This is a genomic window from Methylomagnum sp., assembly GCF_054333355.1.
Window position 1 is genome coordinate 1 of sequence record NZ_JBTEKS010000065.1, and the last position, 15,600, is coordinate 15,600.

16 protein-coding genes are annotated in these 15,600 nt (G+C 61.0%); 12 read left to right on the plus strand and 4 right to left on the minus strand.

The features are described 5' to 3' along the window. Positions 1 to 91: 91 nt before the first annotated feature. Positions 92 to 2,281 carry a zeta toxin family protein gene (locus ACXWUF_RS07425; RefSeq protein ID WP_458494034.1) on the plus strand — a complete coding sequence of 730 codons (2,190 nt, stop codon included), beginning with the start codon at positions 92 to 94 and terminating at the stop codon, positions 2,279 to 2,281. A gap of 154 nt (positions 2,282 to 2,435) precedes the next feature. On the opposite strand, the gene ACXWUF_RS07430 is transcribed toward ACXWUF_RS07425, so the two are convergent. After that, positions 2,436 to 2,537, minus strand: coding sequence for a hypothetical protein (locus ACXWUF_RS07430; RefSeq protein ID WP_458494048.1), 102 nt, complete (start codon positions 2,535 to 2,537; stop codon positions 2,436 to 2,438). Between the two features lie 181 nt (positions 2,538 to 2,718). Between ACXWUF_RS07430 and ACXWUF_RS07435 the strand changes: the two genes are divergently transcribed. The 6 genes from ACXWUF_RS07435 (at position 2,719) to ACXWUF_RS07460 (ending at position 8,605) form a co-directional block, all read left to right on the plus strand. Then, on the plus strand, positions 2,719 to 2,982 hold the full coding sequence (locus tag ACXWUF_RS07435; RefSeq protein ID WP_458494035.1) for a type II toxin-antitoxin system RelB/DinJ family antitoxin: 264 nt from the start codon (positions 2,719 to 2,721) through the stop codon (positions 2,980 to 2,982). Next, entirely contained in the window at positions 2,969 to 3,232 is a 264-nt protein-coding gene (locus tag ACXWUF_RS07440) for a type II toxin-antitoxin system RelE/ParE family toxin (RefSeq protein WP_458494036.1), read from the plus strand. Before ACXWUF_RS07435 ends, ACXWUF_RS07440 begins: the two co-directional genes overlap by 14 nt. A 393-nt stretch (positions 3,233 to 3,625) precedes the next feature. Next, the gene (locus tag ACXWUF_RS07445) at positions 3,626 to 5,698 is read left to right on the plus strand and encodes a sodium-translocating pyrophosphatase (protein WP_458494049.1); all 2,073 of its coding nucleotides are present in this window, start codon (positions 3,626 to 3,628) and stop codon (positions 5,696 to 5,698) included. A gap of 210 nt (positions 5,699 to 5,908) precedes the next feature. Beyond that, positions 5,909 to 6,832, plus strand: a complete 924-nt coding sequence (locus ACXWUF_RS07450; RefSeq protein ID WP_458494037.1) for a diacylglycerol/lipid kinase family protein — start codon at positions 5,909 to 5,911, stop codon at positions 6,830 to 6,832. A gap of 40 nt (positions 6,833 to 6,872) precedes the next feature. Further along, a complete protein-coding gene (locus ACXWUF_RS07455; RefSeq protein ID WP_458494038.1) occupies positions 6,873 to 7,685 on the plus strand; it encodes a metallophosphoesterase family protein in 813 nt (270 codons plus the stop codon). 92 nt (positions 7,686 to 7,777) lie between these two features. Beyond that, the gene (locus tag ACXWUF_RS07460) at positions 7,778 to 8,605 is read left to right on the plus strand and encodes a carotenoid biosynthesis protein (RefSeq protein WP_458494039.1); all 828 of its coding nucleotides are present in this window, start codon (positions 7,778 to 7,780) and stop codon (positions 8,603 to 8,605) included. 207 nt (positions 8,606 to 8,812) lie between these two features. Here the strand turns inward: ACXWUF_RS07460 and ACXWUF_RS07465 are convergent, their stop codons facing one another. Next, on the minus strand, positions 8,813 to 9,076 hold the full coding sequence (locus ACXWUF_RS07465) for a TraR/DksA C4-type zinc finger protein (RefSeq protein WP_458494040.1): 264 nt from the start codon (positions 9,074 to 9,076) through the stop codon (positions 8,813 to 8,815). 325 nt (positions 9,077 to 9,401) lie between these two features. Here ACXWUF_RS07465 and glyA point away from each other — a divergent pair, with 325 nt between their 5' ends. The 3 genes from glyA (at position 9,402) to ribD (ending at position 12,445) form a co-directional block, all read left to right on the plus strand. Further along, complete coding sequence (gene glyA / locus ACXWUF_RS07470) at positions 9,402 to 10,658, plus strand: serine hydroxymethyltransferase (protein WP_458494041.1); 1,257 nt, start codon at positions 9,402 to 9,404, stop codon at positions 10,656 to 10,658. Between the two features lie 65 nt (positions 10,659 to 10,723). Beyond that, on the plus strand, positions 10,724 to 11,227 hold the full coding sequence (gene nrdR, locus ACXWUF_RS07475) for a transcriptional regulator NrdR (protein WP_458494042.1): 504 nt from the start codon (positions 10,724 to 10,726) through the stop codon (positions 11,225 to 11,227). A gap of 96 nt (positions 11,228 to 11,323) precedes the next feature. Continuing rightward, positions 11,324 to 12,445, plus strand: coding sequence for a bifunctional diaminohydroxyphosphoribosylaminopyrimidine deaminase/5-amino-6-(5-phosphoribosylamino)uracil reductase RibD (ribD, locus tag ACXWUF_RS07480; protein WP_458494043.1), 1,122 nt, complete (start codon positions 11,324 to 11,326; stop codon positions 12,443 to 12,445). 13 nt (positions 12,446 to 12,458) lie between these two features. Here ribD and ACXWUF_RS07485 read toward each other — a convergent pair whose 3' ends face one another. Further along, positions 12,459 to 13,052 (minus strand): DUF4124 domain-containing protein, encoded by a 594-nt coding sequence (locus tag ACXWUF_RS07485; protein WP_458494044.1) that lies wholly within the window; start codon positions 13,050 to 13,052, stop codon positions 12,459 to 12,461. 272 nt (positions 13,053 to 13,324) lie between these two features. Here ACXWUF_RS07485 and ACXWUF_RS07490 point away from each other — a divergent pair, with 272 nt between their 5' ends. After that, positions 13,325 to 14,458, plus strand: a complete 1,134-nt coding sequence (locus ACXWUF_RS07490) for a lytic transglycosylase domain-containing protein (RefSeq protein ID WP_458494045.1) — start codon at positions 13,325 to 13,327, stop codon at positions 14,456 to 14,458. A 182-nt stretch (positions 14,459 to 14,640) separates the two neighbouring features. Then, the gene (locus tag ACXWUF_RS07495) at positions 14,641 to 15,330 is read left to right on the plus strand and encodes a S1 family peptidase (protein WP_458494046.1); all 690 of its coding nucleotides are present in this window, start codon (positions 14,641 to 14,643) and stop codon (positions 15,328 to 15,330) included. Between the two features lie 66 nt (positions 15,331 to 15,396). On the opposite strand, the gene ACXWUF_RS07500 is transcribed toward ACXWUF_RS07495, so the two are convergent. Further along, positions 15,397 to 15,600 (minus strand): DUF1269 domain-containing protein (locus ACXWUF_RS07500; protein WP_458494047.1); only part of this gene is annotated, 204 nt, incomplete at its 5' end.

Below are 15,600 nucleotides of genomic sequence, written 5' to 3' on the forward strand. Positions count from 1 at the left end.
TGTATTTATCGTGTAGCCCTTGCCGGATTAATGCCTGAAATAATCCAATATATCGCGCCCCGCTTTTATAGTATTTAAAAGGATTGGAATCATGACCACCACACCTATCCCTGAAATTCCAGGCCAAGAGCAACTCAAGAAACTACGCACCGCTTTGGCCATCGCGCAATGCACAAAAATATTATCGACGCTGCAACAGGAAGCCGAGGGCACCGTTTCCCACGATCAAGCCAAGCGGGTAACTTATCTCTCGGGATTATTCAACCGCGTACACCGCGATATGTTTCATCATTGGAAGGATCAAGCCACGGTCAGCCACCGGCCCGGCACCATGACCGACGCCAATAAGCGGCGGGATTTCCGCGCCGCCATGGAAAGCTTGGTATTGGATAGCGACGGCGAAGGGAATAGAGAGACCGCCCTGTTCGATAATAATGGTTTCGTCATTAAAACTGATAATATCGCCGAGCGGCTGGCGTGGTTTTATCATCGAATGCGGGCTATTCGGCCCTATGATTATGGCAACCGGCTGACCTTGGATTTTTTTATGTCGGCTTTAGGGGATTTGCCGGCATTTAAAGCGGTCTATGAGCAGGGTATCGACTTTCGCCGACTTACTGCCAGGGACACGCTGGCATTACATGATAAGTCCAGTTCTTTTGAGCAAGTCACCCTGGCATTTGAACACGCCATGGATCCCAACCGGACCAAGAGCCTGAAAAATGAACCCAATGGCTGGGGCCGCTGGCCGGAGAATAAGAAATTCGTCACCGCCATTCCGTTCCTTTCCCATAAAACCGAAGACGGCATCGAATGTCTGGTCACGGTGAATGGCGGGCTGGTGCCGCTGGATGGCATCAAGGACCGGCTGTCCATACCCGGCAAGCAGATTGCCGATTATCCCTTGAGCCTATCCGAGAATGTCACCGGCTATTTGCCGGGCACCGAGTTTCTGCGGGCACCGGACAAAACCGACATCGACGGCATACTCATCGGCGAGAATGGCGTGGCACCGCTGTTCTGTCTGGATATTAATATGCTGACGGGCTTGCGCTCGCCCAGCCATACGGAATTGGTCGAATTATTGAAGGAGTGCGAGGGCGACAAGGCGACGGTGTTTCTCCTGGCGAATAATGAAGCGCTCAAGGCCAAATTACTGGCCGCCGCCGATGGCGATACCCGGCTGGAGCGCACCATTGAAATCGCCTATGAACGCCTGGGCAAAATCATCGGAAAACTGGATAAGTGCATGGAGGAAATATTCCAGGGCAAAACCTCCGATCCTAATCCCAAGTTATTCATGTGCATGGGCGGGGCCGGTTCAGGCAAGAGCGCGGTCGAGGAAGTTGCCCGGTCGCAGTGCGGGGAAAACTTTGTGATTGCCTCGCTGGATGAATTCCGCAAGCAAAGCGACTTATACCAAGTATTGACCGCCGCCAACCATCATAGCGATGACTATATCTTCGTGGAGCCTTTCGCCAACCGGCTGCGGGATTTGGTGGCGAATTATGCCAAGGAGAATGGTATCAACCTGTTATACGACGGCACCGGCATTCCTTACAAACCCCGTTATGCCGGGATTGTGGAGACCTTCAAGCAAGCGGGTTTCAAAACCCAGATGACGGGTATTGACGCCTTCATCATCAAGCCGGAAGGCCGGGAAACTGAGTTGCCCCGGCCCTCGGTGGTGCAAAGCGTGATGAGTCGTTATCAACGGACGGGCCGCGCCCTGCCCTGGGTGGTCACTGTGGACAAGCATATCCGGGCGCCGGGTTCGTTCCTGGATGCGTTGGAGCATAAGGCATTGGGAAAACTGTCACTATTCGCCAACGACCGGGGCGTGAATGAGCATTATCTGGTAGCGGAAAGCTTTGAGTTTTCCGAGCAGGGGGTGCGGGATATTCAGGAGCATCAGCGGGCGGGCGCACTGGCGGAATATCTGGAAGGCTTAATCCGTCAGCGGGAGGATTCGGTATTGCGGAATATCGCCAAGGGCGAGGCGGCGGTTATCGAGAGCTTGATTGGCAGGAATATTGATTTCAATGAAACCAACGTGGCCTATCAAATTTATACCACCAGCGAGGGGAATCGGGTGCTGGCGATTTATAACACCCGCCGCATGGTGGATTTTGTGCAGAAGCGGCAATTAAATCCGAATGCGTCCGGGGAGAAAGGCTTGCTGCATAAGCCAGTGGCGATGGCCTTTCATGTGGACCCGAATACCAAGGAGCCTTGGATGACCCGGTTGCAGTCTTGCTCGGTGGGGCGGTTGACGGATTGAGAAAACGCTTAGGAATACCCTTTCAATCCCGTTAGCTTTATATCACCTATGTACAGGCGGGGCGGATTCTCAATCGGTTTAATTCCGCCGTGATGATCGCGCCCCGCTGTAATTCTTGTCCGTGGGTTTCCAGGGCTTTCAGACAAACCAGGGATTATTGCCGAGCTAACAAACCCACCAAGCGAATGATTCCGCAATGGGATTGGCGACGCACTAAAGCAAGTTCCCCGAAATCCTTGTCCAGCGTAATTAAGATACGGCCTTCGTGATAGCCCGCATAGGATGCGCTGAGGCACGAAGCGCATCACTCGCGGAACCCGATTGATGCGCCTCCTTCGTCGGCACATCCTATGGCCCTGAACAAAAGTCGCTGAAACCATGCGATAGGTGCCCTTCAAAGCGCTAACATAGCGGCATTCAAGAAAGGAGAAATCCCAATGCCCGCACAAGCCCAGGTGCAAACCGAAATCGACGCCACCATCCAAGCCGAAGCCGCCGCCGTACTTGCCCCAATGGGACTCACCGTGGCCGACGCCGTGAAATTACTATTGACCCGCATCGCCCACGACCACGCTCTACCCTTCGACCCCCTGATCCCCAACGCCGAAACCATCGCCGCCATGGAAGAAGCCCGGCACGGCAACTTGGCCTCCGCCGCCACCATCGAGCAATTCTTGGACGCCATGCGTGCGCCGGATTGAATGGACCAACGCCTTCAAGCGCGACTTCAAACGCCACGGCAGCTTTGAATCGGCATTCATCGAGGCGTTATGGAAACTCGCCAACGACGAATCCCTACCTGAACGCTACTGCGATCACCCCCTGACCGGAAACTGGAAAGACCATCGGGATTGCCACATCAAACCCGATTTGGTGCTGATCTATCGGAAACCCGACCGCGAAACGCTGCAATTGGTCCGGCTGGGTTCCCACGCTGAATTGGGGCTTTAAAACCTCAGCGCGGCCCGGCTCGGCCAGCCTAAAAACCCATCCCACTCACCCGCAGCCATTAAATTAAGTTACCGTTCGCCTGATTTATGGCACGAGACAAGCCAAGCCCGTTAACGAAGCCGCCGCCCTGGTTTCTGCGGTTGTGGTCCCCCTCAATTTTCAGTACCCTTCCCGCTGGTTTGCCCGGCCACAAGCGGGCATCCCGCCCGAATCCGCGCCCTTCCAGCCGAATTCGACGGGGTTACGATCCGCACCCAAAGCGGCCTTTCGTCGGCCAGATTTATCCCCACAAACCAAATATGGCCGGTTTTCCAAGCAATAATCTACAAACTAAATAACGGGGAGGTAGGTATCGTGTTACAAGCCAATGCATCTGTCATCATCGCCCTATTAATGGGCATCATCGGAATCGCGTATGTCCGCTGGCAATTGAAACGGGTTCTTGCCTGCGACGAGGGCAACGAAACCATGCGCGGCATCGCCGCCGCCATCCAAGAGGGCGCTTCGGCGTTCTTGAACCGGGAATACCGGGTACTCGCCATCTTCGTCGCCATCGTCGCGGCCATCATCGCCGCTTTCCTGGCCTGGCAAACCGCCCTGTGCTTCGTGGTGGGCGCCGTCGCCTCCGCTGGCGCGGGCTACCTGGGCATGTACGTGGCTGTGCGCTCCAACGTCCGCACCGCCGCCGCCGCCGCCCACGGCCTGCATGAAGGTCTCCGCGTCGCCTTCGGCTCGGGCGCCATCATGGGCATGTCCGTGGTGAGCTTCTCCCTGCTGGGCATGACCGTGCTGTACCTGTTCTTCAGCGGCGACGCCAACCAACTGACCTACGTGACCGGCTTCGGCTTCGGCGCCAGCAGCATCGCGCTGTTCGCCCGTGTCGGTGGCGGCATCTACACCAAGGCCGCCGACGTCGGCGCCGACTTGGTGGGCAAGGTCGAGAAGGGCATCCCCGAGGACGACCCCCGCAACCCCGCCGTCATCGCCGACAACGTGGGCGACAACGTGGGCGACGTGGCCGGCATGGGCGCCGACTTGTTCGAGTCCTACAGCAGCTCCATCATCGCCGCCGCCACGCTGGGCGCTTCCCTGGGCACCAACGCCACCGCCTTCATCGGCCTGCCGTTCCTGGTGGGCGCCGTGGGCGTACTGGCTTCCCTGTACGGCATCTACATGGTGACGGCGGAAGAAACCTGGAAAATCCGCACCAGCACCAACCCCGTATTGGTTTTCCTCAATCGTTTCGTCACCAAGATCGACGAGACCGCTTCCCTGCAAGCCCTGCTGGATGCGCTGCGTCGTTCCGTATGGGGCGCCTCCGTCCTCATCATCGGCCTGTCCTTGGCGGCTGTGTTGCTGACGGGCGTGAGCATCAACTACTGGTTCGTGATTCTGGTGGGCCTGATCGCGGGCAACGGCATCGCCTACGTCACCGAGTACTACACCTCCTACACCGAGAAACCCGTCAAATCAATCGCCGAAGCCTGCCAGACCGGCCCGGCGACCACCATCATCCAGGGCATGGCCGTGGGCATGATGAGCACCGTGTTCCCGGTCCTCATCACCGCCGTGGCGATCCTCGTCAGCATTTGGCTGGGCCACAAGGCCGACGGTTCCATCACCGCCGGTCTCTACGCCGTGGCCTTGGCTGGCGTGGGCATGCTCAGCACCCTGGGCGTGACCCTGGCGACCGACGCTTACGGCCCCGTGGCCGACAACGCGGGCGGCATCGCCGAGATGAGCCACCTGCCTGCGGAAGTCCGTCAGCGCACCGACGCGCTGGACAGCCTGGGCAACACCACCGCCGCCACCGGCAAGGGCTTCGCCATTGGCTCCGCCGTGTTGACCGCCCTCGCGCTGTTGGCCGCGTACATCACCGCCGCCAAGATCGACACCCTCAGCATCCTCGGCCCGACCATGCTGCCGGGCATCCTGATCGGTGCCATGCTGCCCTACCTCTTCTCCGCCATGACCATGAGCGCGGTGGGCAAGGCCGCTTACGCCATCGTGTTGGAAGTGCGCCGTCAGTTCCAGGAAATCCCCGGCCTGATGGACGGCACCGGCAAGCCCGACTACGCCGCTTGCGTCGGCATCAGCACCGAGGGCGCGTTGAAGGAAATGATGATCCCCGGCACCATGGCCGTTGTGGTTCCGATTGCCGTTGGCTTCATCCTGGGCAAGGAAGCGCTGGCGGGCCTCCTGATTGGCACCACGGCCTCCGGCTTCCTGCTGGCGGTCATGATGGCCAACGCCGGCGGCGCGTGGGACAACGCCAAGAAGTGGATCGAAACCGGGCAGTACGGCGGCAAGGGCTCCGACTCCCATAAGGCCGCTGTGGTCGGCGACACCGTGGGCGACCCCTTCAAGGACACCTCCGGCCCGTCGCTGAACATCCTCATCAAGCTGATGAGCATCGTGAGCCTGGTATTCGCCAGCGCCTTTGGTTCTGGCTGGCTGAGCTTCTAAGAAGTGACTTAGGCCGACTCGGTTTTTGAAACCGAGTCGGTCTTTCCCACCGGGAACCGGATGTCCCGCCCGAAAAAGCCCGCTCCCGTAAGGGGGTGGGCTTTTTTTATCACACTGTAGGTCGGGCTTAAGCCCGACCTACAAATACCCTCGGAGCAAGCCGGGCCAATCCGTGGTCACAGGGGTATGCAACCTAGCGCACCCGAAACCATGGACTCATCCCCCACGATCATCCTGAACCCCGCCTCGGGCGGCAATCACGGCGCCACCCATGAGCGGTGCCTCGCCGAATTCTTCGCGGCGCGGGGAATCACCGCTCATATCGAAATCGCCGCCAATGGCGAGGAAATCACCCGGCTAGTCCGACAAGCCCTGGCCGAGCGGGCCGGTCCCATCGTGGCGGGCGGCGGCGATGGCACCGTCAATGCGGTGGCCTCCCTGCTGGCCGATACCGGGCGCGTGCTGGGCGTGCTGCCACTGGGGACGCTCAACCATTTCGCCAAGGATTTAGGGCTGCCCCAAACGCTTGAGGACGCCGCCCAAGTCCTGATCGACGGCACGGTCATTCCCATCGACGTGGGCGAGGTGAACGGGCAGGTGTTCATCAACAATTCCAGCCTGGGGCTTTACCCCGCCCTAGTTCATAAGCGCGAGCGCTTGCAAGAACGCCTGTCTTATCGAAAGTGGCCCGCCTTCGCCTGGGCGAGCTTAAGCGCCCTGCGCCGCTATCCTTTCGTGGAGGCGCGCATCCGGGTGGATGGCGAGGTGCTGACGCGGCGCTCGCCCTTCATCTTCATCGGCAATAACGAATATTGCGTCGAGGGCTTCGATATTGGTGCCCGCGCCCGGCTTGATGTCGGCTGGCTGTGGCTGTACACAGTCCACGACGCCGGGCGTTGGGGACTCATCAAGTTCGCCATCAACGCGGTTTTCCGCCGCCTGTTGCAGCAGCGGGATTTCGACCGGCTCTCTGCCAAAGAAATAGTCATCGCCTCGCGCCATCAAATCATCCGGGTCGCGACGGACGGCGAAGTCCAATTGATGCGCTCGCCGTTGCGTTACCGGATACGGCCCGGTGCCTTGCGGGTGTTGGTGCCGCGCCAGGGTGGGAGCGGTTTCCAACCGCGACCGTGACCTTTATCGAGCCAGTCGCGGTTGGAAGCCGCTCCCACAGATGCGTACCCTCGTCCATCTTTCCGATTTGCATTTTGGTCAAGTCGCCCCCGGCCTGGTGGAACCCTTGGTCGAAGCCGTTCAGGGCTTCACGCCCGACCTAGTGGCCGTGTCAGGCGACCTCACCCAGCGGGCACACACCGCCCAATTCATCGCGGCGCGGGAATTCCTGGATCGGCTGCCCGGCCCGCGCATCGTGGTGCCGGGCAATCACGATGTGCCGCTCCGCAATCTGGTGGCCCGGTTCGGACGCCCGCTGGTGAAGTACCGGCGGCATATTTCGGGCGACCTCGAACCGTTTTTCCAGGATGATGAAATCGCCGTGCTGGGACTCAACAGCGCCCGTTCCCTGACCTTCAAGAATGGCCGGATCAACGAGGCGCAGTTGCGGACCCTGCAAGCCCGGTTGGGCGACCTCGACGGGACCGTCACCAAAATCCTCGTGACCCACCATCCTTTCGACTTGCCCGCCAATTACGACCACAGCGATTTGATTGGCCGTGCGTCCATGGGCATGGAAACCCTGGCCCGTTGCCGGATCGACGTTCTGCTGGCGGGCCATGTCCATAGAGGCCATGCGGGGCATACCGCCGAGCGTCACCAAATCGCTGGCTACAACGCCCTGTTTATCGGCGCGGGCACCGCCCTGTCCGAGCGCCGCCGGGGCGAGGGGAATTCGTTCAATGTGCTGCGCATCGAAAGGCCAAGGCTGAAGCTCGCCCGGTATGTTTGGAATCCCGGTCAGGGATTGTTTGGTGAGATGGGGACGGAGCGCTTTGAGTGCGGCGGGGATGGCTGGCGGAAGGTCTCGTAGAGCGCCTACACGTACGTGGTTTTTCGGGAAAAAATCGAAGACAATTCCGTCTCGCCAGCTTCATTCAGTCATCCCCGCCCTGGAAGAATCCCTTGCTCGAACAACTCCTCTGGTCCTTCGTCCACCGCCCTTACGTCACCCTGTTCATGCTCTTCTTCCTGCTCCTGTCCTGGCTCGAACAAGGCGGGCGTAGCACCGGATTGTGGGTGCTGACCAGCTATTCCGTAGCCCTCGCCGCCGAATGGGGCAGCATCAATCACGGGATTCCGTTCGGCGTCTATGTCTACCACTACGAAGCGCTACAGAACGACTTGGTGGTGTTCGGCGTGCCGTTCTTCGACACCCTGTCCTTCTCGTTCCTGAGCTACGTCAGCTATTCCTTCGCGCAATTCTTCCTGTCGCCGCTGTCGATCCGGGGCTTCGATGTGCGGCGCGTCACCTCGGATTCCCTTCGGCAATCCTGGGCGGTTTTGCTCCTCGGCGCTTTCCTCATGCTGGTGGTCGATTTAATCGTGGACCCCATCGCCAATCTCGGCAAATATTGGTTTCTCGGGGATATTTACCATTATCCCGACCCCGGCATTCATTTCGGAATTACCTTCGCCAATTACTGCGGCTGGTTCGTCGTCGCGGCCACCACGATATTCATTAACCAGCGCCTCGACCGTTATCTGGCGACATCAAAGCCAGCGTTGAATCGGCGCGGCGATTTCCCCTGTCTGGGTTTATTCGCGCCCTGTTTTTGGGCGGGTATCGTCTTGTTCCAACTCGGGGTGACTTACTGGGTGGCGTTCAGCGGCCAGCCCGGACTCGATGCGGCGCGGGTCCAACTGCAAGCCGTGGCGGGCACCTACATCCTCGCGCCGATCCTGTTGTTGGCCGCGATGCAACTGGCGAAACCGTCCAACCGAGTCCGATAGGCGCGCATTCGCGGCGAAGGGAATGGGCTTCAGCCCACGATCAGGCTCGGCTGTCGCGGGCTGAAGCCCGCTCCCACGGCACTGAAAACACTTTGGACTTACGCAGCCCTTGCCATTCAATGCCTTAAAGTGTTCGTAGTCCTGCCTTTAGGCGGTTATTTGCCGCCTGAAGGCGGGACCACAAGCAAAAAGCTGCGTAAGCCCTATTTAATACATCCCTCCCGCATACAACCTGGATTCCAGCGCCCGCTCGCGGTCGTATTCGCGCTGGCAGTCGATGCAGCGCACCGCGTGATGAAAAGCCGCCAGCCGCTCTTTAGGGATGGGTGCCTCGCAATCCCGGCAAATCACCACGCCGTGGGCCTCGTCCACCCAGGGCTGGAACTCGTCCCCGTCCGATTCCTTGAGCCGACGTAGCGCCTCGTCCCGCCGACATTCCTCGAAATACTGGGCAATATCTATATCGTCCATTGTTATCATCCTCCTGGAGTAAAAGCCATTCGTATTAATCCCCGAACTATCCAGTAATGGAAATCCGGCTCGGGCCATTCTTGAGAAAAATGACTCGTCGGTTTGGACAGGAGGCGTCCAAACGGTTTCCCAGGCCCGTACTTATACCTAGCCGGAATAAGGGTAATTGGATATATCGAGAAATTATGTGAATGGTCGGAATAGCCGCCCCGCCCGTGTCAATCCAGCGCTTTTCTGCTATAAAGACCCACTTGCGCGGCAGGGCATCGCGCTGCAATACGCCGCCCCCGTTTTACCTCACACCCTTTTATCGAAGGTCAGATTTATGTTTAGCAAAGGTATGGAAATCGCCGGATTCGACGACGAACTATGGTCGGCCATTCACCACGAAGAGCAACGCCAAGAAGACCATATTGAATTGATCGCTTCGGAAAACTACGCCAGTCCGCGTGTGCTACAGGCCCAAGGCACCGTGCTGACCAATAAGTACGCCGAAGGTTATCCCGCCAAGCGCTATTACGGCGGCTGCGAATATGTGGATATCGTCGAAAGCCTCGCCATCGAGCGCTCGAAAGAACTGTTCGGTGCCGCCTTTGCCAACGTGCAGCCCCATTCCGGCTCGCAGGCCAACGCCGCCGTGTACATGGCCCTCTTGAACCCCGGCGACACCGTGCTGGGCATGAGCCTCGCCCACGGCGGACACCTGACCCACGGTGCCAAGGTCAATTTCTCCGGCAAGATTTACAACGCCGTGCAATACGGCCTGAACACCGACACCGGCCATATCGACTATGACCAAGTGGAAACCCTGGCGAAGGAACACCGGCCCAAGATGATCGTCGCCGGTTTCTCCGCCTATTCCCGCGTGGTGGATTGGCAGCGCTTCCGCGACATCGCCGACGAGGTGGGCGCTTATCTGTTGGTGGACATGGCCCATGTGGCGGGTTTGGTCGCGGCAGGCGTGTACCCCAGCCCGGTGAATATCGCCGACGTGACCACCACCACCACCCACAAGACCCTGCGCGGCCCGCGTGGCGGCTTGATTCTGGGCAAGGCCAATCCTGACATTGAGAAGAAGATTAACTCGCTGGTCTTCCCCGGCATCCAGGGTGGCCCGTTGATGCACGTCATCGCCGCCAAGGCCGTGGCGCTGAAAGAGGCCATGCAGCCGGAATTCAAGCAGTACCAGGAAAACGTGGTCATCAACGCCCAAGCCATGGCGAAGCGCTTCATCGACCGGGGCTTAAAGATCGTCTCCGGCGGCACCGACAACCATTTGATGCTGGTGGACCTGATCGCCAAGGGCATCACCGGCAAGGCCGCCGACGCCGCCCTGGGCCGAGCCCACATCACGGTGAACAAGAACGCCGTGCCGAACGATCCGCAATCGCCGTTCGTCACCAGCGGCATCCGCGTCGGCACCCCGGCGGTCACGACCCGTGGCTTTTCCAGGGCCGATTGCGAAACCCTGGCCGACTGGATGTGCGACGTGCTGGACGACCTGGAGAATGAAGCGGTCATCGAGCGGGTCAAAGATAACGTCACGCAGATTTGCCGCCGCTATCCCGTCTACGCCAGTTGATCGAACGGCCTAAGCCATCCACGGCGCGGCTTCCCCCGCGCCGTATTTGTATGAGGTGAACCGCTATGCGCTGTCCTTTCTGCGGAGCGCACGATACCCGCGTGATCGACTCCCGGCTGTCCCAGGAGGGCGACCAGGTGCGCCGCCGCCGCGAATGCACCGAGTGCAAGGAACGCTTCACCACCTACGAGGCGGCGGAACTGAGCCTGCCCCGCGTGGTGAAGAGCAACGGCAGCCGCGAGCCGTTCCGGGAGGAAAAGCTGCGGGCCGGCATGTTGCGTGCGTTGGAAAAACGCCCCGTCGGCAGCGACCGCATCGAAGCCGCCGTCAACCGCATCAAGAAAAAGCTGCTGGCCTGCGGCGAACGGGAAGTCGCCAGTCGGCTCATCGGCGAAAGCGTCATGCGGGAACTGGCCGGACTCGATCAAGTGGCCTACATCCGCTTCGCCTCCGTGTACCGCAGCTTTGAAGATTTGAACGAATTCCGCGAGGTCATCGACCGGCTGGCCAGCGAGGCGGGGCTAGACGAAAACCAGCCGGATTTGTTCAATCCCAACGCCGACGCCTAAATCCCCTCTCCCTGCATTCCATTTGCGTCGCGCTCTTACTCCCTCTCCCTGCGGGAGAGGGCTGGGGTGAGGGGGAGCAAAAAGGATTTCTCCTCAATGACCACAACCTCCGCATTCACGCCCGAAGACGCCCACCACATGGCCCGCGCCATCCGCCTCGCGGAGCGCGGCCTTTTCACCACCGATCCCAATCCCCGCGTCGGCTGCGTCATCGTCAAGGATGGCCTCGTCGTCGGCGAGGGCTGGCACAAAAAGGCCGGTGGGCCGCACGCCGAAATCGAAGCCCTGCACATGGCGGGCGAGGCGGCGCGGGGCGGCACGGCCTATGTCAGCCTGGAGCCTTGCTCCCACCATGGCCGCACCCCGCCCTGCGCCGACGCGCTCATCCGCGCCGGTCTCGCCCGCGTGGTCGCGGCGATGCAAGACCCCAATCCCCGCGTTTCCGGCAATGGCCTGAAACGACTGGCGGAGGCAGGCATCACAACTGGCTGCGGCCTGCTGAAAAGCGCGGCGGAAGCGCTTAATCCCGGCTTTTGTAAGCGGATGCGGACGGGACGGCCTTGGATACGCAGCAAGTTGGCGATGAGTTTGGATGGCCGCACGGCGATGGCTTCCGGCGAGAGCAAATGGATCACCGGCCCGGACGCCCGCCGCGATGTCCACCGCCTGCGTGCCCGGAGTTCCGTCATCGTCACCGGCATCGAAACCGTGCTGGCGGACGATCCCGAACTGACCGCCCGACTGGGCGGGGATGCGGGCGAGATTCTGCAACCGGCGCGGGTGGTGCTGGATTCGAGGCTGCGCTTGCCCGCCACGGCCAAGCTTGCCCACAGCCCCGGTCGCACCTTGGCGCTCGTGGGGGCGGGCTTCAGCCCGCGACCAGACCTGCCCGAATCCGTCGAAATCGCCGGCCTCCCCGTCGGCAAAGAGGGCCGGCTGGACTTGGCGGCGGTGGTGGATTGCCTGGGCCAGGCGCAATTCAACGAAGTGATGATCGAAGCCGGCCCCACCCTGAATGGCGCGCTGCTGCGGGCGGGTTTGGTGGACGAGTGGATTATCTACATGGCCCCGGTGGTGCTGGGCAATGGCGGGCGCGGCTTGTTTCATTTGCCGGAACTGGCGCGGATGGCGGATCGGTTTGAGTTGGAATTGCGGGAGGTGCGGCAGGTGGGGCGGGATGCTCGGATGACCTTTCGAAGCACCCATTCCTCCGATTGACCCCGGACAGACGTCACCGCCGCACCGGAACCGGCACCCAAGGATAATACCCCGGCCCATAAAAATGCGGCCCATGCCGTGCGCTTTCCGCTTCCCGCCGCGCCCGGTTCAACCGGCTTTGCTGGACATCCAACGTCGCCTCCCGCTGCTTCAACTCATTCCGCAGCTTTACGTTCTCGCCCTGCAAGCGGGATTTGGCCCGCTCGATTTCATCGCTGGTCGGCGTGCGGAACTCGCTGGCGGGTCGCCCCGTCACCAAGGCGGCGCGGTGGGCCAGCAGATCGAATATCAATGCCTGCTTCGCCGCCGGACTGACTTCATACTCTGGGCCAAGCCCCGCCTGCATGGCCCGGACCCGCTGTAGCTCCTGATCCACCAACTTCAAATGCTGCTCCGCCAAATCGCGGCAATGGGGCGGCGGCGCCTTTTCCGCTTCGGGGTACAGTTCGCGGCGCTCCTCATCCGCAGGCACGGCCTCCACGCCGGGCGGCGGTTGATAGCCGTAGCGGCTGACGCCCGAGGCATCCTGCCAGCGGTATAGGGTGGCCGCTGTGACGGGTTCCAACGCGGCGAACGCGGCCAGAATCAGGGCGCAGACAAGTTTCATCGGTTCTCTCCAGAGGGCGATATGGCGTTGGATTGCGGACACGGCGCTGGATTCCCACCGGAAAGCACAGCGCCCGCATCCCGGCTAAATCCAGCGGGATTGTGCCGGACTCGGCACCGCACCGCCATTAGGTTAGCGAGCTGTCCATTGGCTCCGGCTCCGTTGGCTCCGGCCCGGTTGGCTGAGCGGAGTCGAAGCCAACGGAGCCGGGATTCACCAAGAAATCGTCTGGCTCTGCTACCATCCCGCCTCCGTGAGTGATGAGGTGGCAAATGGCGGTACGGGAAACGGCGGCGAAACCGCCCAGCAAGAATACCAACAACAAACCCAGCAAAAAGCCAACCCCGGCCCGCAAATCCGCCGCCCGTCCAAGCACCCGCCCGCCAGCTTGGCGTTGGATGCTGCCGCTCGGCGCTGAACTAGCCGCCCTGGTGATCGCCTGCCTGATCGGCACCATCGCGGTGTTGGGGCGGGCGGCGGAATGGTTCGCCGGGACCGGATTAGCGGAAAGTCTGCTGCCCTTCGCGGGCACCGTGCTGGTGCTGGCCTTGGTCGGTTCGGCGTTGGTGCAGGCGTGGCTGTGGCTGCGGGTCCGGCTCAACCGGAAAGCGGCCCTGCTACCGGCGGGGCTGGCCCTGGGCATCGCGGCGGGGGCGGGAATTTTGGCGGCACAGGAATCGTTCCGGCGCGAACTATCGAGCCTCCGCACCCTGGTCGGCGGCACCGAAGAGGCCGGGCGCGTCACTGTCGCCCACCAAGTCTTCGCCGCCTACCGCCGTTCCGACTTGACTCAAACCCAGCGCGTCCTCGACCGCGCCCAAGGCTATTTGCCCGCCATCCGCCGGGCGGCGGAAGCCAACGGGGTGGATGCGGAAGTGCTGGTGGGCATCGGCGCGGCGGAGTCTTCGTTCCTGCCCCGCGACAGCAAGGATGGCGGGCGCGGGCTGTTCCAAATCACCGTGCCGCCCAAAGGCGCGGTGGACGCGGTTAAAAGGCAGCTCGGCATCGACAAGCCGGACCCGCTCAACCAGACCCACAACGCCTTCCTCGCCGCCGCCACCCTGCGTCATTATCTCGATGAAATGCAGGGCGATTTGTTCCTGGCGCTGCTGGCCTACAACATCGGCCCGAAGAATGGTGGCCTGCTCTCCATCATGAACCAGTACGGCGCCCGCGATTTCGTCACCATCCAGCCCTATTTGCAGAATTTGCCCCGCGATTATCCCATCCGCGTGCTGACGGGTTCACTGGCCTTCCGGCTGTGGCGAACCGATGGCAAGCTGTCCCACTACGAGGAAGGCCGCAACGCCCGCCACATCCAAAAGGTGGGCATTCCCGGCTTGAGTGGGAATGAGAATCCCGCCCGGACTTCCCGCAAACCGGGGACGACGGACAAGCCCGCTTAGAGCATTTTCGGATTGGATGGGCGGGGGTGTGGGAGTGGGCTTTAGCCCACGACTCGCGGCGTAAGTCGCGGGCTAAAGCCCGCTCCCACGGCATTATCGGGCATGGGGGTATGGGAACCATCCCGGAATCCATATCTCCAAAATTGGGCACACCATTAATTCGCCGCCAAGGGAGAACAACAATGCGCCACGCCATCATGCTGGGTTTGTTGTTGAGCGCGGGGCTATGTCCCGGCATCGCGGGGGCGGAGTTGGACCACACCATGTCACTCAGCGTGGTGCAGGTGCGGGCCTATCCGGGACCGGGGAAAATGCTGTACGGCTCCGGGGTTGTGGTCGGGCCGGAGCGGGTCGTGACCAATTGCCATGTGGTCCGCTCGGCACTCAAGGTCGCGGTGTCCAAGGGACCGATGCTGTATCCCGCCGTCACCCAGCAAGCAGACCCCCGCCACGATCTTTGCCTGTTGACCACGCCCAATATTCCTTTCCCGGTCGCCCACCTTGGCAGCGCCGCAAAGCTCGCGGTCGGCCAGTCCATCTATTTCTACGGCTATCCCCGCGCCATCGGCATCACCTTCTCCGAAGGCAAAGTCCAAGCGCTGCATCCCTTCGACGGGGGGCGGGTCATCGAGACTTCGGCGGATTTCACCCTCGGGGCGAGTGGCGGCGGGGTGTTCGACAGCGCGGGGAAACTGGTGGGTTTGGCGACGTTCCTGACGGCGGGACACGCGGGCGGTTATTACGCCATTCCCGCCGACTGGATTTCCGGCCTGTCCAGCCGGGAAGCCCGCAAGATCGAGCCGTTGCCGGGATTGTCGTTCTGGGAGGATGCGGCGTCGATGCCCGCGTTTTTGAAGCCGCCGGGGAAGTAGAGGAAGTAGGTCGGGCATGCATTCATGCCCGACATTCTTGGTTCAAAGCACTCCGAGCGGGGCCAATCAAACCGACTTGACCGAATCCAACACAGCTTGCAGCTTGGCCTCATCATCGTGGGACAGGGACGTCTGGATAATCTTCCCGCCCGCCCCCTGCAATTCTTCCATCACCTTATCCGGCGTGACCTTTCGCACCAGGATGAACAGCGCGGATGTACTCGACTTGAAGGCTTCCGCCAGGCTTTTCATGAAATCGTCGTTGATGCC